At 46.2% G+C, this 24,548-nt stretch carries 20 protein-coding genes and 2 tRNA genes; 18 read left to right on the top strand and 4 right to left on the bottom strand.

Features of this window, described 5'->3' with window-relative positions:
• The first annotated feature begins 14 nt into the window (after positions 1-14).
• From R2J37_RS04785 to R2J37_RS04820, 8 genes are all read left to right on the top strand, one after another.
• Entirely contained in the window at positions 15-689 is a 675-nt protein-coding gene (locus R2J37_RS04785; RefSeq protein WP_230106852.1) for a winged helix-turn-helix domain-containing protein, read from the top strand.
• A 21-nt stretch (positions 690-710) separates the two neighbouring features.
• On the top strand, positions 711-2,027 hold the full coding sequence (locus R2J37_RS04790) for a sensor histidine kinase (protein WP_256193316.1): 1,317 nt from the start codon (positions 711-713) through the stop codon (positions 2,025-2,027).
• 265 nt (positions 2,028-2,292) lie between these two features.
• Complete coding sequence (locus R2J37_RS04795) at positions 2,293-3,492, top strand: FprA family A-type flavoprotein (RefSeq protein ID WP_256193313.1); 1,200 nt, start codon at positions 2,293-2,295, stop codon at positions 3,490-3,492.
• Entirely contained in the window at positions 3,492-3,740 is a 249-nt protein-coding gene (locus R2J37_RS04800; RefSeq protein ID WP_230106849.1) for a TM1266 family iron-only hydrogenase system putative regulator, read from the top strand. Before R2J37_RS04795 ends, R2J37_RS04800 begins: the two co-directional genes overlap by 1 nt.
• Before the next feature lie 73 nt (positions 3,741-3,813).
• Entirely contained in the window at positions 3,814-4,659 is an 846-nt protein-coding gene (gene dapF, locus R2J37_RS04805) for a diaminopimelate epimerase (protein ID WP_256193308.1), read from the top strand.
• An 80-nt stretch (positions 4,660-4,739) separates the two neighbouring features.
• Positions 4,740-5,954, top strand: coding sequence for an LL-diaminopimelate aminotransferase (locus R2J37_RS04810; RefSeq protein WP_230106847.1), 1,215 nt, complete (start codon positions 4,740-4,742; stop codon positions 5,952-5,954).
• Between the two features lie 224 nt (positions 5,955-6,178).
• Positions 6,179-6,249, top strand: a tRNA-Gln gene (locus R2J37_RS04815).
• A gap of 53 nt (positions 6,250-6,302) precedes the next feature.
• A tRNA-Pro gene (locus R2J37_RS04820) sits at positions 6,303-6,376 on the top strand.
• Positions 6,377-6,495: 119 nt separating this feature from the next.
• Here the strand turns inward: R2J37_RS04820 and R2J37_RS04825 are convergent.
• Genes R2J37_RS04825 through R2J37_RS04835 form a run of 3 tightly spaced genes read right to left on the bottom strand, consistent with a single transcriptional unit; the run spans position 6,496 to position 9,782 of the window.
• Positions 6,496-7,704, bottom strand: coding sequence for an ion transporter (locus R2J37_RS04825; RefSeq protein WP_316266320.1), 1,209 nt, complete (start codon positions 7,702-7,704; stop codon positions 6,496-6,498).
• A gap of 4 nt (positions 7,705-7,708) precedes the next feature.
• Positions 7,709-8,587, bottom strand: coding sequence for a radical SAM protein (locus R2J37_RS04830; RefSeq protein ID WP_316266322.1), 879 nt, complete (start codon positions 8,585-8,587; stop codon positions 7,709-7,711).
• A 13-nt stretch (positions 8,588-8,600) separates the two neighbouring features.
• The gene (locus R2J37_RS04835; protein ID WP_316266324.1) at positions 8,601-9,782 is read right to left on the bottom strand and encodes an MFS transporter; all 1,182 of its coding nucleotides are present in this window, start codon (positions 9,780-9,782) and stop codon (positions 8,601-8,603) included.
• A gap of 143 nt (positions 9,783-9,925) precedes the next feature.
• On the opposite strand from R2J37_RS04835, the gene R2J37_RS04840 reads away from it, so the two are divergent.
• Both R2J37_RS04840 and R2J37_RS04845 read left to right on the top strand, forming a co-directional pair.
• Positions 9,926-10,795, top strand: coding sequence for an AraC family transcriptional regulator (locus tag R2J37_RS04840; protein ID WP_316266325.1), 870 nt, complete (start codon positions 9,926-9,928; stop codon positions 10,793-10,795).
• A 107-nt stretch (positions 10,796-10,902) separates the two neighbouring features.
• On the top strand, positions 10,903-13,155 hold the full coding sequence (locus tag R2J37_RS04845) for an alpha-galactosidase (RefSeq protein ID WP_316266327.1): 2,253 nt from the start codon (positions 10,903-10,905) through the stop codon (positions 13,153-13,155).
• Between the two features lie 26 nt (positions 13,156-13,181).
• On the opposite strand, the gene R2J37_RS04850 is transcribed toward R2J37_RS04845, so the two are convergent.
• Positions 13,182-14,036, bottom strand: a complete 855-nt coding sequence (locus R2J37_RS04850) for an AraC family transcriptional regulator (RefSeq protein ID WP_316266329.1) — start codon at positions 14,034-14,036, stop codon at positions 13,182-13,184.
• Positions 14,037-14,239: 203 nt separating this feature from the next.
• On the opposite strand from R2J37_RS04850, the gene R2J37_RS04855 reads away from it, so the two are divergent.
• From R2J37_RS04855 to R2J37_RS04890, 8 genes are all read left to right on the top strand, one after another.
• Complete coding sequence (locus R2J37_RS04855; protein WP_316266331.1) at positions 14,240-15,532, top strand: ABC transporter substrate-binding protein; 1,293 nt, start codon at positions 14,240-14,242, stop codon at positions 15,530-15,532.
• 18 nt (positions 15,533-15,550) lie between these two features.
• Positions 15,551-16,417, top strand: a complete 867-nt coding sequence (locus R2J37_RS04860; RefSeq protein ID WP_316266333.1) for a carbohydrate ABC transporter permease — start codon at positions 15,551-15,553, stop codon at positions 16,415-16,417.
• Positions 16,417-17,262 (top strand): carbohydrate ABC transporter permease, encoded by an 846-nt coding sequence (locus tag R2J37_RS04865; protein WP_316266335.1) that lies wholly within the window; start codon positions 16,417-16,419, stop codon positions 17,260-17,262. The genes R2J37_RS04860 and R2J37_RS04865 overlap by 1 nt, the downstream gene beginning before the upstream one ends.
• A gap of 99 nt (positions 17,263-17,361) precedes the next feature.
• On the top strand, positions 17,362-19,542 hold the full coding sequence (locus R2J37_RS04870; RefSeq protein WP_316266337.1) for an alpha-galactosidase: 2,181 nt from the start codon (positions 17,362-17,364) through the stop codon (positions 19,540-19,542).
• Positions 19,543-19,565: 23 nt separating this feature from the next.
• On the top strand, positions 19,566-21,398 hold the full coding sequence (locus R2J37_RS04875) for an alpha-amylase family protein (protein WP_316266339.1): 1,833 nt from the start codon (positions 19,566-19,568) through the stop codon (positions 21,396-21,398).
• Between the two features lie 156 nt (positions 21,399-21,554).
• The gene (locus tag R2J37_RS04880) at positions 21,555-22,958 is read left to right on the top strand and encodes a hypothetical protein (RefSeq protein WP_316266340.1); all 1,404 of its coding nucleotides are present in this window, start codon (positions 21,555-21,557) and stop codon (positions 22,956-22,958) included.
• Between the two features lie 69 nt (positions 22,959-23,027).
• Entirely contained in the window at positions 23,028-23,771 is a 744-nt protein-coding gene (locus R2J37_RS04885; protein WP_316266342.1) for a lantibiotic protection ABC transporter ATP-binding protein, read from the top strand.
• Positions 23,771-24,547, top strand: coding sequence for a lantibiotic immunity ABC transporter MutE/EpiE family permease subunit (locus R2J37_RS04890; RefSeq protein WP_316266344.1), 777 nt, complete (start codon positions 23,771-23,773; stop codon positions 24,545-24,547). Before R2J37_RS04885 ends, R2J37_RS04890 begins: the two co-directional genes overlap by 1 nt.
• The last annotated feature ends 1 nt before the right edge of the window (position 24,548 follow it).

Below are 24,548 nucleotides of genomic sequence, written 5' to 3' on the forward strand. Positions count from 1 at the left end.
AGAGGAGAAAACGGATGATTTTTTGCGTAGAGGATGACAATAATATCCGTGAGCTTGTAGTATATACTCTGGAGACAACAGGGTTCAAAGCTCGCGGCTTTGAAGATGGAAGCCGATTTCTTGAGGCTCTGGCGCTGGATACGCCAGAGCTTATTCTTCTTGATATTATGCTGCCGGGAGAGGATGGGATTTCTCTTTTGAAGCAATTGAAGGCTTCCGTAAAGACACGGGATATCCCCGTGATCATGATGACGGCAAAAGGGACAGAGTATGACAAAGTAAAGGGACTGGATCTGGGAGCAGATGATTATGTGACGAAACCTTTCGGTATGATGGAGCTTGTATCCAGAGTAAAGGCAGTTCTTAGACGCAGCAGAAAAAGTGCGGTAAATGCGGAGGATAAGATCGCCCTCGGTCATATTATCATGGATGTGAAAAAGCACGAGGTTTCTTCCGACGGGAAGGTTGTTACTCTGACTTTAAAAGAATTTGAGCTTCTGAAACGTATGATGAAAAATCCTGATATCGTACTTACAAGGGATCAGCTTCTGGAAGATATATGGGGCTATGATTTTGACGGTGAAACCCGTACCGTTGACGTACATGTGCGTACACTGCGTCAGAAGCTTGGAGATGCGGGAGAGCAGATCCAGACGGTGCGCGGAGTCGGATACCGCATCAGTGAATAAAAGTTTTGAACAGGAGTTTTTATGAGACGTAAAATACAAAGGAGTATGATGCTGGTTATCACAACCACACTGCTTATCTCCTATACGATTGTGACTTTGCTTGTATATCGGCAGACGGTTGATGTTGTAGAAGGCGAGATACAGCAGGAAGCAGACTATATCATCCGTGCCATCGAAATTTCCGGATATGAATATCTGGATCAGATGGATGCAGTCCGGGAAAATACAAGAGTTACCTGGATTGACGGAAACGGAGAGGTTTTGTATGATTCCGGCCAGGATGATCCGGAATTGGAGAATCATGCAGACCGCCCGGAGGTGAAGGAAGCATTCAAAACCGGAGAAGGGCAGGATATCAGACAGTCCGATACGAAAGGAAGCGAAATGTTTTATTATGCGAAAAAGCTTTCAGATGGGACTGTGCTCCGTGTATCAAAAACGATAAATAATGCGTTCCATTCGGCTTTGACTATATTGCCTGCTATGGCGGCAATTGCCATTATCATGATGATTTTTGCCTGGCTTCTGGCAAAATGGCAGGTTGCAAGGCTGATTGAACCGATCAACAAACTGAATCTGGAAAACCCGCTGGAAAATGATGTGTATGAGGAATTGACGCCGTTGTTAGAAAGTATGGATAAGCAGAACAAAGAAAAAGAAGCAATTGCTAATATGAGAAAAGAATTTTCGGCAAATGTATCCCATGAGCTGAAAACACCGCTGACTTCCATTTCCGGATATGCAGAAATTATGATGAACGGCTTGGTAAGACCGGAAGATGTGAAGGGATTTTCAGAGAGGATTTATAATGAGGCAAGCCGCCTGATCGTATTAATAGAAGATATCATACGCCTTTCCAAGCTGGATGAAGGACGAGTGGACATGGAGAAAGAAGAAGTGGAGCTGTACACTCTGACAAGAGAGATATGCAGCAGACTTTCTCACCAGGCGGAAAAGCGGAATGTTCATGTAGAAATGAGCGGAGAACAGGTAACTATCCTGGGAATAAGGCAAGTATTGAGCGAGATGATCTATAACATCTGTGAAAATGCGATCAAGTATAATCGTCCCGGAGGGCGGGTTGATGTGTGGGTCGGAAACACGCTTAAAGGAGTCAAGGTAATCGTCACGGATACCGGGATCGGTATTCCGGAGGATCAAAAAGAGCGTATTTTTGAGCGCTTCTACCGGGTAGATAAGAGCCATTCCAAGGAAACAGGGGGGACAGGCCTGGGACTTTCCATCGTAAAGCATGGAGCGCTGCTTCACAATGCACATATACAGGTGGAAAGTGAATTAAATAAAGGGACAAAAATGGAACTGACATTTGAAAAATAGACCAAAGAGGAAGGATATGAATGGAAAAAGCATACCTTCCTTTTTGCGTATAAGAGGCTTTTCGATTCCGAAATCGGGCAAAATGCCGGGAAAGCAGGCGAAATTCCATGAAAATTCGGCATACAACAGTAAATAAGTATGGTATAATGATTGCACGAAGTGCAATCCGGACCGATTTCATCGGTCTGCCCCGCTTTGCGGGGATTATAATTGACAGTTCATTATTAGGACAATAGGCATAGATGATCAGGAGGTAAAAGTAGATATGCAGATTACAAGAAAAGTAACAGATGATATCGTTTGGGTAGGATGCAATGACAGAAGACTGTCCCGTTTCGAAAATTTATTTCCCATACCGCGAGGAGTGTCATACAATTCGTATCTGATCCTGGATGAGAAGACGGTGCTGATGGATACAGTAGATGGGAGTGTAACTCAGCAGTTTTTGGAAAATATAGCTTATGCGCTGGGTGGACGAAGCCTGGATTATCTGATCGTACAGCATATGGAACCGGATCACTGTGCGAACATTGAGGAATTGCTGTATCGGTATCCTAAGCTGACGATAGTGGGAAGTGCAAAAGCTCTGCAGATGATCGGACAGTTTTATGATATGGATATAGAAGGGAAGACGATGGCCGTCAAAGAAGGGGATGTGCTGAATACAGGAAGTCATACCCTGCGTTTTGCCATGGCGCCTATGGTACATTGGCCGGAAGTCATGGTTACTTATGATGAAAAGGACAAAGTACTGTTTTCCGCAGACGCATTCGGCACATTCGGAGCATTGAATGGAAAGCTGTTCAGCGACGAAATGGATTTTGACGGGGAGTGGATGGCGGACGCAAGACGCTATTACTCTAATATCGTGGGAAAATACGGGATGCAGGTGCAGGGGCTTTTGAAAAAGGCAGCAGCTCTGGACATTCAGGTGATCTGTCCGCTTCATGGACCGGTATGGAGAGAAAATCTGGAACACTTTGTGGACAAGTATGATAAATGGAGCAGATATGAGCCGGAAGATAAAGCAGTTGTTATTATTTACGGATCTATTTACGGGAATACAGAGGCAGCAGCCGATGCAGTAGCATGCAGACTGACAGAAGCAGGCATAAAAGATGTAAAAATGTATGATGTTTCGGATGTGCATGTATCAGAGTTGATCTCTGAAATTTTCCGCTGTAGTCATATTGTGCTGGCATGCTCTACCTATAATGGCGGAATCTATCCTCCGATGGAAAATCTCCTTGCGGACATGAAGGCCCTGTCAGTGCAGAAGCGTACCGTTGCGCTGGTGGAAAACGGCACATGGGCGGCAGCTTCCGGACGTTTGATCACCAAGGAGCTTGAAGAGATGAAAGAAATGCAGATTTTAGATAAGAAGCTTTCCTTAAAATCTGTTCTTAAACAGGGTCAGGAAGAAGAGCTGGAAGCATTTGTTTCCCAGATTGTGGAGGCAATGTAATGGAAGAGAGCAGAGTGACAGTTGTCAGTATTATTGTTAAGGACGAAGAAGCTTCGGAGGCTGTAAATAAGCTGCTTCATGAATACCGTCAGTATATTGTGGGCAGAATGGGGATCCCTTACCGCCAGAGGCAGATGTCGATCATCAGCGTGGTGATGGACGCGCCGGGAGAGGTGACAAGCGCACTTTCCGGGAAGCTGGGCATGCAGCCCGGTGTGACGGCGAAGACACTGACAGCAAAGGTGTAGGCTTTACTTCTAAAACCGACGGCAGGATCGTAAATATTTGGTAGAACAAAAAAATGCCGTAAAGGGAAGAAGTATGAAATTTTCAAAGATGCATGGGATTGGCAATGATTATATTTACGTAAACTGTCTGGAAGAGACAGTTTACGAACCGGAACGATTGGCTAAAAAGATCAGTGACCGGCACTTCGGCGTAGGAGCAGACGGATTGATTCTGATCTGTCCTTCCATGAAAGCGGATTTTGCCATGGAAATGTACAATGCAGATGGTTCTCCTGGGGAGATGTGCGGAAACGGTATCCGCTGTCTTGGAAAGTATGTGTATGAACGGAGGATAACTGCAAAAAAAGAGTTGGATATTGAAACAAAGGCAGGAATCCGCCATCTTCGCCTTTTTGCGAATCCGAAAGAAAAGGGGCGGATCAGTATGGTAGAGGTAGACATGGGAAGTCCTGTTCTGGAAGCAGATCAGGTGCCGGTGATATGTGAGCATACGCTGGCAATTGATGAGCCGATCACAGTGAATGGTGTGGAATACAGGATGACCGGAGTTTCTATGGGAAATCCCCATGCGGTAGTTTTTACAAACCATGTAAGGGGACTGGAGCTGGAATGGCTTGGCCCGGCATTTGAGTATCATGGAAGATTTCCAAGAAGAGTTAATGTGGAGTTTGCGGAGGTCATAGATTCTGCAACTTTGAAAGTGCGGGTTTGGGAGCGGGGAAGCGGCGAAACCCTTGCCTGCGGAACAGGAGCCTGCGCAGCAGTGGTGGCCGGAGTGCTGAACCATTTGACAGAACGGGAAGTGACAGTAAAATTATCCGGCGGAGAACTTTTTGTCAACTGGCAGAAGGATACAGACAAAATTCTGCTGACAGGACCGGCGGCTCATGTATTTGACGGAGAATATATGATTTCTTAAAAAGAAGTACAATGTAAAAAGAGATAAAGTTATTTACTTTTTCACTTATAAAACAAAAAGATAAGGAGAGGACAGCTAGGATGTTTAAAGTAAACGAAGATTATTTGAAATTACCAGGAAGTTATCTTTTCTCTACGATCGGGAAAAAAGTAGCAGCATATCAGGAGGCAAATCCGGATAAATCCATTATACGCCTGGGGATCGGAGATGTAACACAGCCTTTGGCACCGGCCATTATAGAGGCCCTGCACGGAGCCGTAGAAGAGATGGCACATGCAGAGACATTTCACGGCTATGCGCCGGATCTCGGATATGAATTTTTGAGAAGCGCTATGGCAAAAAATGATTATCAGGCAAGAGGATGCGATATTCAGGCTGACGAAATTTTCATTTCTGACGGTGCAAAATGTGATTCCGGAAATATTCAGGAAATTTTTGCTAAAGATAATAAGATTGCAGTGTGCGACCCCGTTTATCCGGTGTATGTAGATACCAATGTTATGGCAGGACGGACCGGTACTTATGATCCGGCTACAGAAACATGGAGCGATGTCATTTATATGCCATGTACAAAGGAAACAAATTTTGCGCCGGAACTTCCAAAAGAACGGCCGGATATTATTTACCTGTGCTTCCCAAATAATCCGACAGGTTCCACTATTACAAAAGATGAACTGCAGAAATGGGTTGACTATGCCAATAAAGAGGGTGCTGTCATTATTTATGACGCTGCATATGAGGCATATATTTCCGAAGAAAATGTTCCGCACACTATTTATGAATGCGAAGGAGCAAGAACCTGTGCGATTGAGCTGCGAAGCTTCTCCAAGAATGCAGGATTTACCGGAGTGCGCCTGGGAGCGACCGTTATTCCAAAAGATATTAAATCAAAAGATGTGACACTTCATTCCCTGTGGGCAAGACGTCACGGAACAAAATATAACGGAGCGCCCTACATTGTGCAGAAAGCAGGTGAGGCCGTATACTCTGAGGCAGGAAAAGTACAGCTGAAAGAGCAGGTGGCTTATTACATGAACAATGCCAAAGTGATCTATCAGGGACTGAAAGAGGCAGGATATAACGTATCAGGCGGTGTGAACGCCCCATACATCTGGCTGGAGACACCGAAAGGAATGACATCCTGGCAGTTCTTTGATCATTTGCTGGAGAACGCAGGAGTTGTGGGAACACCGGGATCCGGATTCGGTCCAAGCGGAGAGGGATATTTCCGCCTGACAGCATTTGGCTCATATGAAAATACAGTTGCCGCAATTGACAGGATTAAGAAAATGTAAAATTTGGGACGTAACACTTTTTAAAAGTGTTACGTCCCAAATTAACAATAGCCCCGGGTATTATTGTAATTGCATGTGAAACTGACATTTTTTCGTGACAATTGCCTTGAAACATAGTGGAAAAACAAAAAATGAAAAAAATGAAAAAAAGTACTTGATTTTTTGGAAAAGCCTGCTATAATAATATTTGTTCGCTGAACAAAACAGATAAGAAAAACAGACAGTGCGGATTGGTGTAATGGCAGCACAGCAGACTCTGACTCTGTTAGTAGAGGTTCGAGTCCTCTATCCGTAGTTCCTTGGCAGGGGCGCTGGAACTTCTGTAAAAGAAGTTCCGGTCAATATCATCGGAGTGTGGCTCAGCTTGGTAGAGCGCTACGTTCGGGACGTAGAGGTCGCAGGTTCAAATCCTGTCACTCCGATTTTTAAGTGAGATCCACAAAGTTTATTTCAGACTTTGTGGATTTATTTTTTGCTTTTTATGATTTAAACCTAAAGAGAACTCTCTGAAAGATATTTCCAGAGAGTTCTCTTTATATCGCTATATTTCAATATCTCCATCTCCGCCCAGATAACTCTGGGTATAAAGGATCACTGTGTCGTTTTCCCTTAAGATCATATTCCCGTTGGGGATCATAACTTTCCGGTTCCTTCGGATCAAAACAATAATGGAATGTCTGGAAATCTCCAGACTTCGGATGGTCTTGCCGATCCAGGGATGATTTTTCTGCAGAAGAAATTCTTTGAGTTTAATGTGTTCTTTGTCATCCTGGTAGGACTCGGCTCCCAACACCATGATGTCATCTGATCGGAGGATCATATTTCCCCGTGGAACAAGGATGCGGTCTCCCCGTTTTACTACAGCGACGATAACACTGTCCGGCAGATGGAGCTGCGAGATTGTGTGATCGATCCAGGGATCCCGGTCAGTCAAATGGATTTTGATAAAATTGATGGCGGACTGTGGCCCGTATTCTGTCATCCTTTTGATGCGGGAATACTGGTCGACGAATCCGGCGGAAATAATACCGGTAGGGATAGCTACAATCCCCACACCCAGGAAGGCAATGAAGATACCGAACATCTTTCCCAGTGTTGTGATAGGATAAATGTCACCGTAACCTACTGTGAGCAGAGTGGAAGCTGCCCACCAGATGCCGGAAAAAGCGTTGGAAAATACATCCGGCTGCGCCTGGTGCTCCAAACTGTACATACAGAGACTGGAGGCAAACATAAGCATCAGAATAATAAAGACAGAGGAGAAAAGCTGCTGTTTTTTTCCGACAATGACTTCTGTAATGACGTTGAGGGCGTCATAGTAGGCGTTGATCCGAAACAGCCGAAAAATCCGGATGATCCGAAACATGCGGAAAGCAATGGCGCCTGAAGGGAAAAAGATTGGGAGATACTGAGGCAGGAAGGATAAAAGATCCACAATACCGGTAAAGGAAAACATATACTTTAAAGTCGCCCTCCATACAGGAAGATCCGGATACAAATACCCTGCTGTCCATATCCGGAGGATGTAATCCATCAGAAAAAGAGCAACAGTAAGCTCTTCCAATGTCAGAAGAAGAGTGCCGTACTGTGCCCGGTATTCCTCGAAGGTATATAACATGCTGACTGCCAGATTCACAATAATGCAGAAGGCGTTGAAAAAATCATAGATCCGGCTTGCATAATCGTATTTTGTGCCAACCTCAATGATCTCAAAAATTCTTCTTTTATATTTCCCCAGTTTCTTGAACATCGCTTTACGTTCTCCTTGTCTGTTTTTCCTGTTGTCTGCTGATCTCATCAGACAGCTTTTTCAACATCTTTTCCCTGTCATCGGGAAGAGCGCCCCGAACACGAACGGAAATAAGATCATGAAAACCGTCGTACAGAATTTCCCGGCTGCCCGGGGAGGAAGATGGATGAAAGAGTTTCAGAAAATGCCGTTCTTCCTTCAGATTTTCCAATTCGGATGCCGGAGAAAAGAGGCCTTCCTCGATTTTCCGCCAAAGGGGAACCGTGCGGTCGAGAAACAGAGAAAAATTTACAATATGCGTCGGCTGTGTCCGATCAAAAAATTCCGCCAGAGCTTCGGCGTTTTCCAGTCCCCGGCCTTTTCCGGCGATGCCGGTCATAATGTGGGCGTCAAAAATAAGCCCGGCTTCCTTCAGCTTATATACGGCGGCATAGGCCTGTTCCAGGTTGTGTTCTTTTCTCATAAAAAGCAGAACGTCGTTCAGCCCGGTTTCAATTCCGATATAGAGATGCCTGACGCCGTGTTCCCATAAAGATTTCAGTTCTCCCGCGGATTTGGCGAGAATGGAAGAAACGGTGGCATCCATATTGACGCTGCTGCAGCCAGGGAAATAGGCATGTATCATGTTAAGGATTTCAAGAAGGCGGGAAGTATCAAGGCAGAAGGCGTTTCCATCTCCTAAGAATACCCGGCTGGGATTTCCGCCGGCTTCTTTTACGCGCTTCAGTTCCGCCTCAATTTGTTCAAGAGGAAGAACCCGATAGTTCAGGTGGCGGAATAAATTGCAAAAGAAACATCTGTTATAACTGCAGCCTACCATGACAGGCAGCATAAAAGAGCCCCGTTCCATAGGGGAGCGGCAGATCTGGCCTTCATATTCCATAATTATCACTTCCTTATAAAAATTTCAGCAGAAAAAGTCCAACTCCGCTTGCAACCCCGGCCAGAATGAAGGAAAGTTCAATTCCGGCAATATCCAGAAGATAAGGACATAAAATAGAGATCAGTCCGTATCCGATCATAACTGCACCATAGTTGATCCCCTGATATTTTGTGCCGAAATGGTCGGAGACAACCACAGGGAATAAACTGACAACCCCGCCGTATACCAGACAGACAGCGGAAATAAGTACAATGAAAAGCAGCCCGCCTGCAGCGGAAACTCCGATAACAGAGACTGTGCAGAGAAGATAGATCATGCGAAGGATCTTTTTTCTCCCTGCCAGGTCGGAAAGCCAGGGCAGAGCAAACCGTCCGACAATGTTGGCGATAGATGCAGCCATCACGCCGGCAAGAGCCTGGCTGTTTGTGAGTCCCCGGGCCATTCCCAGAGATTTCATCAGCGGATTGACGAGAACATAGGCGGGAACAGCCAGAGCCATGATCGTACTGATGATCAGATAGGATCTGGTGCGCATCATTTCCCCCACTGTAAACTGCTTCTTTGAAGATTCGGAATCTCCCTGCAGGGCAGATGAGCCTTGAGAAAGTGCTGCCTGATCAGAGGCAGAGGGCTCCCGAACCCAGAAAGCGCCCAGACACAAAACGGCATAGATTACCGTCACCATGAGCATGGCAGTGCGGTAACCCCAGCGGGACAGCACATAGTCGCACAGCGGATTCATAAGAATACCGGAGATTCCGACCATACCGATGGTAATACCGGAAACCATGCCTCTTTGCCGGGGGAACCATTCCTGGGGAACGGCAGTCAGCATACTGAATGCACATCCCGATCCGAAACCGCCGAGGGCGCCGTATCCCAGCGAGATCAGCCAGGGCATGTTGTGGGGAGCCATGGCTGCCAGAAAGAAACCGCCGCACATGACAGCGCTTCCGAAAAAGATCGTTGCCCTTGCGCCGATCTTGTGCTGAAGAAAGCCGCCCAGCATATTTCCGGCTGCGAAAATGCCGATGATAATGGTAAAAGGCTGGCTGGAGGCCGCCAGGGAAAGCCCGTATTCCTCTTGTACATAAGGCTGAAATACAGTCCAGATATAAGGATTGCCGTGCACAAAATTTACAATGGATGCTGCCGCCAGAATTACATAACGATTGGGTTGACGTTTCTGCCTCATTCCCTGCCCTCCTTCCCGAAATAGGGATACGTAATCATACTTTCATTATAGGCGATTGGAGACAATTGGCAAGAGGAAAAGCTTTCTTTTACAGCAATCCTGTCTCTGTGTTATGATAAAGGAAATGACAAGGAGGGCTGATCATGGAGGATTCCTATGTACTTCAGATGAAGAACCGCAAATTTTCCGATTTCTATTTATGTTTCTGCGGCTATGCCAAATGCAGTCCGCTTCACAGCTTCGGACCGGCAGTCAGACCCAACTATATTCTGCATTATATTGTGGATGGGAAAGGGAAATTTCTGGTAAATGGCGAAGAGTACAACCTTCAAAAGGGGCAGGGATTTCTGATCGAGCCGGAAGTACAGACCTTTTATCAGGCAGATGAGGAAGTGCCATGGACATATCTGTGGATCGGATTTGGAGGAAAGAAGGCAGAGGATTATTTAAGAGATCTTGGACTGAATAAAAAGCAGCTTATCTTTCAGTGCGGCTGCGGGGAGGAATTAAAGCAGATTGTATATTCCATGTTAAAACATAGAAAATATACAGCCGCAAATGAGTACTTTCTGGAAGGTCTTTTATATACATTTTTTGGCACCCTGAAAGAAAATATGGAAATCGCGGGAAATGCCGGGGAAAAGGATGGCAACCTTTATGTCCGCAAGGCGGTGGAATTTATCCAGAATAATTATGCGGATCCTGTCAGAGTAAAAGATATTGCCGATTATGTGGGGGTGAACCGAAGCTACCTTTACACGCTTTTCCAGGATAATCTGCAGTTATCGCCCAAAGAATATCTTACAAATTTCCGTCTTACCCGGGCAGCAGAGCTTCTGCAGCTTACAGATCTGTCAGTTGAGACAGTTGCTATGTCCTGCGGCTATCAGGATGCGCTGGGATTTTCCAAGATATTCAAGGCAAAAATGGGGATCACTCCGTCTGCATACAGGAAGGAGAATGCGGCCTGGCAGGAAACAAAGAGGAAAGAAGAAATTGATCTAACATTTTGACTCATTTTTCTAACGAATGCTCCTAGGCGCCGGTTACGGTTTTATATATAATTGGCGTAGCGTCAGTGCACAAGGGTACACCGACGCCAGCATTGGAGGAGAAGAAAATGAGTATAATTGTTAATGAAAAAAATAAAACATTTCACCTGTATAATAATCAGATCAGCTATCTTATGTCTGTCTTGCCAAACGGTCACATAGGACAGCTGTATTTTGGGAAAAGGATCCACCACAGAGAGGACTTTTCTTATTTGCTGGAGAGAATGTCCCGCCCGATGGCATCCTGTATTTTTGAAGAGAGTAAAGATTTTTCACTGGAACATCTGAAACAGGAATACGGAGTCTATGGGAGCGGGGATTACCGCATGCCTGCGGCAGACGTTTTGCAGGAAAACGGCAGCAGGATCTTGGATCTGTGCTATGAAGGCTATGAGGTTCAGGAAGGAAAGCCGTCTCTTCCGGGGCTTCCGGCAATTTATACGGAAAATGAAAAAGAGGCGGAAACATTGATTCTTTGCCTTGGGGATAAAGTTACGGGGCTGAAGGTACGGCTGATGTACACCATATTTGCGGCGGAGGGAATTATTGCAAGGAGTGTTTCTTTTGCCAACAATGGAAATCAGGCTCTTCACCTGGCAACCGCTATGAGCCTTTGCATGGATCTGCCGGATCATGACTATGAGTGGATGCAGTTTTCGGGAGCGTGGGCAAGAGAGAGACATTTGCGGACAAGACATCTGGAATATGGGATCCAGTCTGTTGGGAGCCTTAGGGGACATTCCTCTCACGAGCACAATCCTTTTGTCATTCTGAAGCGTCCGTCGGCGGATGAATTTCAAGGGGAGGCAATCGGTTTCAGCCTTGTGTACAGCGGTAATTTCCTGGCTCAGGCCGAGGTGGATACCCATGATACTACAAGGGTTCTTCTGGGAATCCATCCGGAAGGATTTGACTGGAAGCTGGAACCGGGCGAGACATTCCAAACCCCGGAGGCGGTTATGGTCTATACAGATCAGGGACTGAACCATTTAAGCCAGATCTATCACCGGCTTTATCAGAAGAGACTGGCCAGGGGATACTGGAGAGACAGGGTTCGACCGATCCTGATCAACAACTGGGAGGCGACATATTTTGATTTTGATGAGGAGCGGCTTCTGGAGATTGCCGCAAAGGCAAAGGAAACAGGGGTAGAACTCTTTGTTCTTGACGACGGATGGTTCGGGGGCCGGTGCAGCGAACATGCCGGGCTTGGAGACTGGGTCGCCAATACAGACCGGCTGCCGGAAGGGATCCGGGGACTTGCACAGAAGATAGAGGACATGGGAATGAAGTTCGGATTGTGGTTTGAGCCGGAAATGGTAAACAAGGATTCCGACCTTTTCCGTGCCCATCCGGACTGGATCCTTCAGGCTCCGGGACGGAAATCCTGCCACGGGCGCTACCAGTATGTATTGGATTTTTCCAGAAAAGAAGTGGTGGACTGTATTTACGAAATGATGGATAAGATCCTGTCCGGGGCAAAAGTTTCTTATATAAAATGGGATATGAACCGGAGTATTACAGAATGCTGGTCGTCAGCTCTTCCGCCGGACAGACAGGGAGAAGTGTTCCATCGTTATATTCTTGGCGTATATGATCTCTATGAAAGACTGACTTCCAAATTCCCTCATATTTTATTTGAGTCCTGCGCAAGCGGCGGCGCCAGGTTTGATCCGGGAATGCTTTACTATGCTCCCCAGGCGTGGACCAGTGATGATACGGATGCGGCGGAACGGCTGAAAATCCAGTATGGAACCTCCTACTGCTATCCGGTGAGCAGTATGGGAAGCCATGTTTCGACGGCGCCGAACCATCAAACAGGCAGAAACACCCCTCTTCATACAAGGGCGAATGTGGCCTGCTTCGGTACGTTTGGATATGAACTGGATTTAAACACATTGACAGGGAAGGAGCAGGAGGAAGTAAAAGAGCAGATCGCCTTTATGAAACAGTACCGGCATCTTCTGCAGTTCGGAACATTTTACCGTTTGTCCAGTCCTTTTGAAGAGAATGTGACTGCCTGGATGGTAGTCAGCGATGATAAGAAAGAGGCAATTGTGGGATGGTACCGTGTGCTGAGCGGAGCAAATCTGCCGTTTGGAAGGCTGCGTCTTAAGGGGCTGGAGGAAGGAACGGAATATAAAGTTACAAAACGGAGGATCCGCGAGAAAGGGCAGGGAACCTATTATGGCGATGAACTGATGTATGCCGGACTTGTAACTACAGACGGCGCTTCCGGTGAAACTTCCCTGGAAGAAGAAAAGACCTATGATTTCGATTCCAGTCTGTTCATTCTCAAGGCAGAGGATGAAAAGGAATAAGAAAAGAAAAAACAGGGCGGAGAAATTTAATTTTCTTCGCCCTGATGTTCGTATCTCCATGCTCTTGGAGAGACTCCGTAAGTATTTTTAAATGCTCTTGAGAAGTGGAGCTGATTTGAGTATCCGACGGCATTTCCGATATCTCCGATAGACAGGGAGGTGAGTTTCAAAAGCTCGCCGGCCTTGGACATGCGGTAGGAGATCAAAAATTCCTGGGGAGATTTTCCTACGGTATCATGAAAGATTTTCCCGAAATAGCTGCGGTTCAGTCCGCAGAATGCGGCGATATCTTCCACAGAAATATCATTTTGGAAATTTTGCTCAATAAAACTTAAAGCTTCCTTAATATAGAAATCTCTCATTCGATTTCCCTGCTTTACAATCGGAGAGGAATGAGAGCGCGTCAGGTAGTCCAGAAACAGAAATAAATGCCCGATCAGATGAAAAGGAGATTCCTGGGAATGCTGAGTGATGTAGAGCATTTCATTTACCATCTGCTGAGAAATGTCTTTATATCTCGGTTTATAGATGGGAGAATCCTGGGATATTCCGGCCATCTCCATGATCTCTTTGGCTTTCAGTCCGTCAAATTCAATCCATGCGTATTCCCAGGGCAGATCCGGATCAGCGGTATAAGTGCAGATCTGATGAGGGAAGATCATAAAGCCCTGTCCGCTTTTTACATGGTATTCTACAGATTCCTTTTTGGAATTTTGGGCGATCAGCGTTCCGGTACCCGAAATAACATAGTGAAAAAGATAGTGAGTGCGGGCAGCGGGACCGAAGGAATGAGCGGGATCGCATTGTTCCCAGCCATATTGGTAAAGCCCCAGGTCGATAAAGTTCTCGCTGGGGAAAATAGAAAATAAAACGTTGCTCATGCTGTTCCTCCTGATGAAAGTTTCGCCTGTGGAGTACTTTTTTTCATTATATATCAAAATGCTTGGTGATATCAATATATAGCATAAAAACAAGCATAAAGATATAAAACAAAAAAAACACCGGTATTTATAGACGTATATTGATATGTTAAAATAATATCACTAGGAGAAAAGCAAGAAAGAAGCAGAAAGGAGATATGAAAATGAGAGGAAAAAGGACAAGATGTGTCAGTGCCTTTCTGGTAGTTGCCATGGCAGGCGGATTGATGCTGCAGGGATGTTCCGGCAACAGCGATTCCAGTGGGAAGACAGAAATTGAGATCCTGCAGTATAAGCCGGAGGCAGCTACCTACTTTGATCAGGTGGAAGAACAGTTCAATGCAACTCATGATGATATCCATCTGACCATTGACTCGCCGAATGATGCATCTACGATCATGAGAACGAGGTTTATCCGCGAAGATTATCCGGATATCATCGGTATCGGCGGCGATATCAATTATTCTTATTATGTAGATGCGGAGATCCTTGCAGATGTGTCCGAATATGAGGGGATGGAAAATATCAAAGATTCCTATGTGGACATAGCAGAGGCGCTGGAGATCGTCCCAACTGACGGGACCTACATTGTACCTTACATGGCTAATGCGGCCGGTATTTTGTATAACAGAGATATGTTTGAGGAACATGGCTGGGAAATTCCTACAACATGGGATGAGCTGATGAGCCTGTGCGAGGAGATTCAGGCAGAAGGAATCCTGCCGTTTTATTTTGGATTCCGTGACACGTGGACCTGTCTGGCGCCATGGAATGGAATCGCAGTAGATCTGGCACCTGCTGATCTGTGCAAACAGGTAAACAGAGGAGAGGCAACCTTTACAGAAGGATATAAAGAAGCGGCAGAAAAGTATATCCAGCTGATGGAATACGGGCCGGCTGATCCGGTAGCGTACGGTTATAACGATGCATGTACGGCGTTTGCAAGAGGGGAATCTGCAATGTATCCTATCGGAAGCTATGCAGTGCCTCAGATCCTTTCCGTAAATCCGGATATGAATATTGACTCCTTTGTTATGCCGGCAAATGATGAGGCAGATGGCAATACATTAAACTCCGGTATTGACCTTGGCTTTTGCGTAACGGCTGCGTGCGAGAACAAGGAGGCCGCATATGAGGTGCTTGATTTCCTCCTTGAAGACGAGAATATTCAGGCCTATATTGACGACCAGAATGCAATTCCATGTAAAGAAGGAGAATTTGAGCTGGCTCCCTATGTGGACGGCATGACAGAGTATATCGAGTCCGGCAACATGACAGACTACCAGGATCATTACTATCCGTCAGAGATGGCTGCAGATGCTATCCTGCAGACCTATGTGATCGACAAGGATACAGATGCATTCCTTGCAAGGTTTGACAAAGACTGGCAGCGTTACAACCGCGATATCATCCGTGAGGTTCAGGCATACGAAGAAGAGAACGGAAGCGCGGAATAGGAAAGGAGTGGGGATAGAATGAAAAATGAAAGAAAACGTACCTTCCTGTTAATAACGATACCGATTCTGGCATTGTTTGTCTGCTTCAATACGATACCTTTGATTCGGGGTGTTATTTACAGTTTTACCAACTTTAAAGGCTTTGGAACTTATGATTGGGTCGGCCTTAGGAATTACATGGATCTGTTCACAGATCCCCGCGTGGGAGGATCCTATCTGTTTACATTCAAGCTGGCGATCTGCGCAACAATCGTAACGAATGTGATCAGCCTGATCCTTGCCCTGGGACTGAACAGTAAGATCCGCGCCAAAGGATTTTTCCGTGCGGCATATTTCCTGCCCAATGTACTTGGCGCACTGGTAGTAGGTTATGTGTTCCAGTATCTGTTCACATACATTCTTCCGGCAGTGGGAGAAATGATAGGAAGCGAAGCGTTGAGCTCCAGTATGCTTTCTAATGAAAATACTGCATGGATCGCGATCATGATCGTATGCTGCTGGCAGAATATTGCCATGAATACGATTATTTATATTTCCGGTCTTCAGACCGTTCCGGAGGATGTGTATGAAGCAGGCTCTCTGGACGGAGCAACAGGATGGAAAAAATTCAGACACCTGACTTTCCCTCTGATCATTCCCTTCTTTACCATCAATATGGTTTTGTGTGTAAAGAACTTCCTCATGGTATTTGATCAGGTTATGGCTATGACACAGGGAGGACCTGCACAGAGTACGGAATCCATTTCTTTCCTGATCTACAACAATGGTATGAAGGGCGGAAGCTTCGGTTATCAGAGTGCTAACGCTGTTATCTTCTTCATTGTGATCGTAGCAATTTCTGCAGCACAGATGAGCATCTCCAGCAGGAAGGAGGAGCAGTTATAATGAGTAAAAAAATAGATAAAGTAAAAACAAACTGGCCGGTTATGGTCCTTTTGATCATGGGGCTTAGCACAATTGCTTTTCCGTTGTATATGGCGATTGTGATCGCGTTTAAACAGCCCTCCGAGATGACAAACAGCATTTCCGGAATCCTGTCCCTTCCTTCTGAATGGAGTCTTTCCAATTTTGCCCAGGCTATGGAAGTTACAGATTTCTGGAGATCGCTTGGGAACAGTGTTCTGATCACAGTAGTGACAGTGGTGCTTTCCATTGTACTCCACTCCATGATGGGATATGCTATCGGACGGAACCGCGGACACAGCAAATTCTATAAATTTGTATATCTGTTTATTGTAAGCGGTATGTTTGTTCCTTTTGCAATCCTGATGATGCCGCTGGCAAAACAGACGGCGGAGCTGGGACTTGCAAACTGGGCTGGCGTTATCATTTTGTATGTGGTATTCTATATGCCGATGAATGTGCTGTTGTATTCCGGTTACCTTGTCAATATCCCGATCGCACTTGAAGAGGCGGCAAGAGTGGACGGCGCAAATACATGGCGGACTTACTGGAAGGTTATCTTCCCGATTATGAAGCCTATGCATGCGACAGTTGCCATCATCACAGCGCTGGCCGTATGGAATGACGTTATGACACCTCTTGTTATTATGTCAGGTACAGGGCAGAATACGCTGCCTTTGGCACAGCTCAATTTCCAGACGCAGTTCGGTACAAACTACAACCTGGCATTTGCTTCGTACCTTCTGGCATTGATACCGATCCTTATTTTCTACATTATCTGCCAGAAACAGATTATAAACGGTGTAGTCAATGGAGCTGTAAAATAGAATTTGATATGAAAATGAAAACCCCGCCTTAGCCTTTAAGGCGGGGCTGATTGAGTTTTAACGGCCGAAATTTATGAAACTTAAAAGGAGAACGACCAAATGGCAATTATCTTTCAGGAAGAGAAGAAAATATTTACACTTCACACAAAACAGACAACTTATCAGTTTAAGGTGGACTGCTATGGATTTTTGATCCATCTGTATTACGGAAAGAAAATACAGGGAGAGATGGATTATCTTCTCACTTTTGCAGACCGCGGATTTTCCGGCAACCCTTATGATACCGGACTTGACCGGACTTATTCTATGGATGCGCTGCCCCAGGAGTACCCGTGTATGGGAAACGGTGATTACAGAAGCAGTGCTCTGGTAGTCCAGAACGAGAACGGGACATACAGCTGCGATCTTCGATATAAAGGATACAAAATTGTGGATGGGAAATATGCTCTTCCCGGTCTCCCGGCAGTTTATGCGGCAGCAAAGGAGGCGCAGACTCTGGAAATTTATCTGGAGGATCCTGTAACTAAGATACGGGCAGTGCTGCTTTACGGTATCCTTCCGGAAGACGATATTATTACAAGGAGCGTCCGGATCGAAAATGCCGGATCACAGAAAATATATGTCAGAAAGGCGGCTTCTGCAGTTTTGGATTTCCTCTATGGAAATTATGATATGATCAGCTTCTATGGAAGACATGCCATGGAACGGAATTTTCAGAGAGTTCCGGTAGCTCACGGATCCCAGATGATCGGAAGCCGACGTGGAACATCCAGTCATCAGTACAATCCGGCAGTGATCTTTGCAGAGGAAAATGCCACAGAAGAATCCGGAAGCTGTTATGGAATGGTGTTTGTGTACAGTGGGGGATTTCAGGCAGAGGCTGAGAAAGATCAGTTTAACCAGACAAGAGTTGTCATGGGAATGGAGAGCGGAACCTTCTGCTATCCCCTGGAAGAAGGGGAAACTCTTGTTGTCCCGGAGACAGTGCTCACTTATTCTGCAAAAGGACTGGAAAAACTTTCCCACAATTATCACAGATGCTTCCGGCGTCACCTGTGCCGGGGAAAATATCGGGATGAGGTAAGACCGGTACTCATTAACAGCTGGGAAGCGGCATATTTCGATTTTACAGGAGAAACAATCCTTAAGCTTGCTGACGAGGCTGCTAAGCTTGGGATAGAAATGGTCGTGCTGGATGATGGCTGGTTCGGAAAGAGAGATGACGATAACAGCGGGCTGGGCGACTGGTATGTGAACGAGGAGAAACTTGGATGTTCTCTGGGAGAGCTGGCCCGGAAAGTAAACGAAAAGGGACTGAAGTTCGGCCTCTGGATCGAACCGGAGATGATATCGGAAGACAGTGATCTTTACCGCAGTCATCCGGACTGGGTATTTCAGATCCCGGGACGTTCCCCGGTACGTGCGAGAAACCAGCTGGTACTGGATTTTTCCAGAAAAGAAGTCCGTGATGAAGTTTTTGAACAGATCAGCAAAGTGCTGGATCATGCAAATGTAGAGTATATTAAGTGGGATATGAACCGGAGCATTTCAGATGTTTACTCTATAGCCGCCAGGGAACAGGGGATGGTTCTTTACAATTATGTGTTGGGCGTGTATGAATTTCTGGAAAAACTGATGAACCGGTATCCGGACATCCTTATTGAAGGATGCAGCGGCGGCGGCGGAAGATTTGATGCAGGAATGCTGTATTATACGCCGCAGATCTGGTGCAGTGACAATACAGACGCTGTTGACCGGACAGAAATACAGTACGGAACTTCTTTTATTTATCCTGTTTCTGCTGTGGGATCCCATGTGTCGGCGTGTCCGAACCACCAGACAGGAAGAACGGTATCCCTTCATACCAGAGGCGTAACTGCTATGGCAGGAACCTTCGGCTATGAGCTGGATCCCGGCACATTGACAGAAGCAGAAAAAGAAGAAGTAAAAGAGCAGGTTAGAACCTATCATACATATGGAAAGCTGATACAGACAGGGGATTACTACCGGCTTTCCAATCCGGCGAAGGATGAAACAGCAGCCTGGGCGTTTGTGTCGGAAGATAAGAGAGAAGCCCTTCTAAATGCGGTCATGCTGAAGGTGCATGGAAATATGACTGTAAATTATATCAGAATGAGAGGGCTGGATCCGGAGGCGTTTTATAGAGAGGAAAAAACTGGAAAATGCTACAGCGGAGGTGCGCTTATGGAGGCCGGATATCCTCTTCCTGTGGAAAGCGGAGAGTATCTGGCATACCAGATTCATTTTATCCAGGAGTAATGCGCAAGGAAGGAGGAAATAGCATGGCAAAAGAGTCGGATTTTGAAAAAAGGCTGAAGAAACATCACGATGAACTGAAATGGCTGTATATGGAGCTGTACGGAAATGACGACATGTTTTTTGAACTGTGCAGCCGCATGCAGCAGTTTTATGAGGAAAGAAGCAATGCCCTGAAAACAAGAGACAGGGAAAAAGAGACAGATCCTGAATGGTTCAGGAAAAAAGAAATGCTGGGGATGATGCTCTATATCGATAACTTTGCAGGGACCATCCGCGGCGTGGAAAAGAAGCTGGATTATATTCAGGACTGCAATGTAAACTGTATTCATCTGATGCCGTTTTTAGATGTAACAAAAGGAAAATCTGACGGAGGTTATGCGGTAAAGGACTTCCGTAAGGTAAGAGAGGATCTTGGAACCATGGAAGATCTGGAGACTTTGACAAAGAAGTGCCACGAAAAGGGTATGAATGTCTGCATGGACTTTGTCATGAACCATACTTCCGAAGATCATGAGTGGGCGGTAAAGGCAAGAAAAGGTGAAGGTGAATATATGAGCCGCTACTTTTTCTTCGACAATCCGGTCATTCCCGAGCGGTACGAACAGACAGTGCCCCAGGTCTTTCCTACCACAGCCCCCGGGAACTTTACTTATCTGCCGGAGCTAGATCATTATGTGATGACAACTTTTTATCCTTACCAGTGGGATCTGAATTACGGAAATCCAAGGGTATTCAATGAGATGATGTACAACTTCCTTTATTTTGCTAATATCGGAATGGACATTATCCGTATTGATGCCGTTCCATATATATGGAAGGAAATGGGAACGCCATGCCGGAATCTGAAACAGGTGCATACCATTGTACGCATGATGCGTATGATAGGAGAGATTGTATGTCCGGCGACCATTCTTCTGGGTGAGGTGGTCATGGAGCCGGAAAAGGTGGCGCCTTATTTTGGTACGGTAGAAAAACCGGAGTGCCATATGCTCTACAACGTAACAACTATGGCGACAATCTGGCATTCTCTGGCAGCGCAGGATACCTCTCTTTTGAAGAAACAGCTGGATACGGTGTGTGAGCTTCCCGGAGAGTATACCTTCCTTAATTATCTTCGCTGTCATGATGATATCGGATGGGGTCTTGACTTTGATTTCCTGAAAGGACAGGGGATGGAAGAAATTCCCCATAAGAGATATCTCAATGATTATTATACAGGTAAGTTTCCGGGCAGCGTCAGCAGGGGAGAACTTTACAATGACGATCCGGTGACCCAGGATGCCAGATTCTGCGGTACGACTGCTTCCATGTGCGGTATTGAGAGCGCCGGATTTGAACAGGATGAAGAGAAAATGGAGGCAGCTATCCGGCTTGATATTATGCTTCATGCATATATGCTGATGCAGTCGGGGATTCCCATGCTCTACAGCGGAGATGAGATCGGGCAGGTAAACGACTATACTTACAAGGAGGATCCGGATAAATGTGCGGATTCCCGCTATATCCACAGAGGAGCTTTCCGCTGGGATCTTGCAAAGAAACGGAAAAATAAAGGAACCGTGGAGGGACAGATTTTCCAGTCCCTGGGCTACCTGGAAAAACTGAGGAAGCAGGAAAAGGTATTCGATGCAGATGCAAAAGTTTATACCTATGAGACCTGGCAGCAGGGAATTATCTGTGTGGTGAGGGAAAAGGCCGGGACAAAAATGATCGGCGTATTTAACTTTGCAAAAGAGCCAAGAACAGTGTCCGTCTATCCGGAAGAGAGCGGAAAGGATATGATCAGCGGCAGCGCAGTGGAGATGGATCAGATCCTCGCAGGAGGGCATGATTTCCGCTGGGTGAAGCTGGGATAACAGTGGCGTTTTTTGCAAGCCAGGGTTCCGCAGGTCAAACAGAATAAAAGTATTGCAGAAAAGTATTGTTTGTATTAGTGTATATATAAATATAGACAATACTTTTTTTGCGTAGAAATTGTCTGTAATAATTCTGGTGGAAGAGAGGGAAGGAAAATGGAAGTAGCTCTGTTTTTTATTTTTCTGATCACAAATCTTTTTGTTGTACTGATCTGCCAGTATTCCTATGGGAAGCGGGACCGGTATGAGGATGGAATGCTCATGGGTGTCCACATTCCGGCATATGCGCTGGAGCAGGAAGAAGTCAGGAAGCTTTGCACCAAAAGTAAGAGGGAATGGAAGATTTTTAACAGGGGGAATCTGATCGTCAGTATTTTGATCAATTTCCTGTGTTTCTTTGATATCACTGTTTTTCTGGTGGTCTATGTAATATGGATGGCAGAGTATATGTGCGGGCTTTGGTGTCTTGTCATCTTTCCCCACAGAAAAATGTATCAGATGAAGATGGAACATCAGTGGATCGACGAAAGGAGCAAAAAGGTTGTGCCCATGGATACGGAAGTGTCCGATTTTGCGGATAAAAGGCCATGGAGCCTTAAGTGGCATTTACCGATTTTGTTTCTGCTTGTACTGTCAGGATTTTGGTACAGCGAAATCTGGGGAGGCGGACCGGAATTTTTCGGAGACCGGATTTTGTTTTTCTCCACCCTTGGAATCTCTGTCCTGTTTCTGCTGTTTCATATCGGTATCCAGAGAAGGAAGGATGATGTCTGCAGCGGCAATGCGGACATCAACCTGGCGGCAAACAGACTTTTCCGGCGCTCCTGGACCATCGGCCTTGTGACGGCATCCTGGATTAACGGATCGGCATGGCTGTTTCTGGCTTTTGAGAGCAGGGGAAAAGACTGGGTGGATCCGGGCGTTTATACTGCCTATGGATTTTTGACAGCAGCTGCGGCGGCCGGACTTCTCGTTCCGGTTATGTGGGGAATCCAAAAACGAAAAAGGATCCTTTCGGCAGTGACGGAGCCCTACAGTGTGGATGATGACGAATACTGGAGGAAAGGCTGGTACAATAATCCCAAAGATCCCCATCTGCTTATCCAGGACCGTCTGAACAGCATGAACATGTCCCTTAATTACGGCCGGCCGGCAGCCCGGATCATTATGGGAGTAACCGGTGTGCTTACTGCGGCGCTTGTTATCTGGGTGATTGTCATTATCCTCCGATTTGAAAATGTTGACATACATTTTGAGCAGACGGGAGATACTTTTCTGGTAGAGGCTGCAGGATATGAGTGTGAATTTACAAAGGAAGAGATTGTGGAAGTCACATTGCTTGACAGGATGCCGGAGGACAAGTTCATCCGGACAAACGGCGGCAGTACGGAAGATTATGATATCGGTCACTTTAAGGGGAAGGAGACAGGAAAATGTATGCTGTTTCTTGACAAAGAGAGCGGCCCTGTTTTGGAGATCCAGTTAAAAGATGAGAAAATTTTTGTTGCCGGAAATGAGGAGGAAGATACAAAAAGCTGGTATCAGATGCTGTCCTTATAAAATCCTTATACTTATGGCTTACACTGTAAAAGAAAACAAAACAGTGTTTAGTGATAAGGAGGATTTTATATGGAAACGGTTATTTTAGAAACGAAATCGTTGACAAAGACATATTTGAGAGGACAGGAAAAGGCGCTTGACCGTGTTTCGATCCAGATTCCCCAGGGGTGTGTCTATGGGCTTCTGGGACCAAACGGTGCCGGGAAGTCTACTTTGTTAAAGGTTATTTCCGGCATGATAAGACCGGATTCGGGAGAAGTTAGATTTTGTCAGAAGAAGTGGACGAGGGGAAGCATAAAAGAGATCGGAGCGCTGATTGAGACGCCGCCAGTTTATCCCAATCTGACGGCCAGAGAGAATCTGCGCGTAAGAGCGGCTGCTTTTGGTATACCCGAAGAGCGCATAGAAGAAGCTCTGGAGATCGCGGAAATTCAAAACACAGGAAGAAAGAAAGCAGGGCAGTTTTCACTGGGAATGAAGCAAAGGCTTGGAATCGCGGCAGCGCTTTTGAATCATCCGAAGCTTTTGATCCTGGATGAACCCACAAACGGTCTGGACCCCATCGGCATACAAAAGCTTCGGGAAATGCTCCGGGGATTTACAAAGAAGGGGATCACGGTGCTGGTGTCCAGCCATATCCTGGATGAAGTAAACAAGACGGCGGATTATATCGGTATCCTGTCAGGAGGGATGCTGAAATATCAGGGCGGTATGCCGGAAAAAGACCAGCTGGAGGAGCTGTTTATGAAAGTGGCGGCAGGCGGCCAGGTGATGACAGCAGGCGGTCAGCTGATGGAAGGAGGCGAGGCATAATGGAACAGGTCTTCCTTCTGTATCGTGCGGAAAAACTAAAATACCGCCACAGTCTGTCCGGGAAGCTCTGGATCTTGTTTCCCTGTCTGACGCTTCTGATGGCTTATGGGCTGGCAGCCAATTATGGAATGGTCGACAGCTATAACTGGTGGTATATCGGGATCCTGCCCGGATTTCTGACGCTTTACTGCTGTATGTCCCAGGAGAAAGAGAAGAAGATCAGGAACCAGGCGGTGCTTTTAACAGCAGAAGATTTAAAGAAGGCGTGGGACGCCAAGACCCTCAATGCTGTAAAGTATGTGGCCGCCGCCAATGTGCTGCTGGTATCCTGTTCATTTTTGCTGGGAAATATTGTGATGCCTCTTTTGCAGCAGGAACAGGTTATCTATGTGTCGGCGGGACAAAATGTCCTTGCGGCTTTAGTGATGATTCTTGCCAGCCTGTGGCAGATCCCCCTCTGCCTTTGGATGGATCGGAAGATAGGAATGTTTCCAACGCTGGCAGTCAATATGGCGCTGAACACATCAGGATGCCTCACGGCTGTCACCGGCCTTTGGATGCTGAATCCATGGGGGATTCTTCCAAGGATCATGTGTCCGGTTATCGGAATCCTGCCAAACGGTCTTACGGCACATCCGGGAAATACAGGCTATATTCCGGGGATTACGGATCCGGCCAGCCTGTTTATTGGAAGTTTCATCTGCCTTGCTCTTTTTGTTATCCTGTGGGCTGCAACAAGAGTCTGGTATGACAGAAAGGGGGCGGAAGCACTGTGAG

The organism is Claveliimonas bilis, assembly GCF_030296775.1.
Lineage (GTDB): Bacteria > Bacillota > Clostridia > Lachnospirales > Lachnospiraceae > Claveliimonas > Claveliimonas bilis.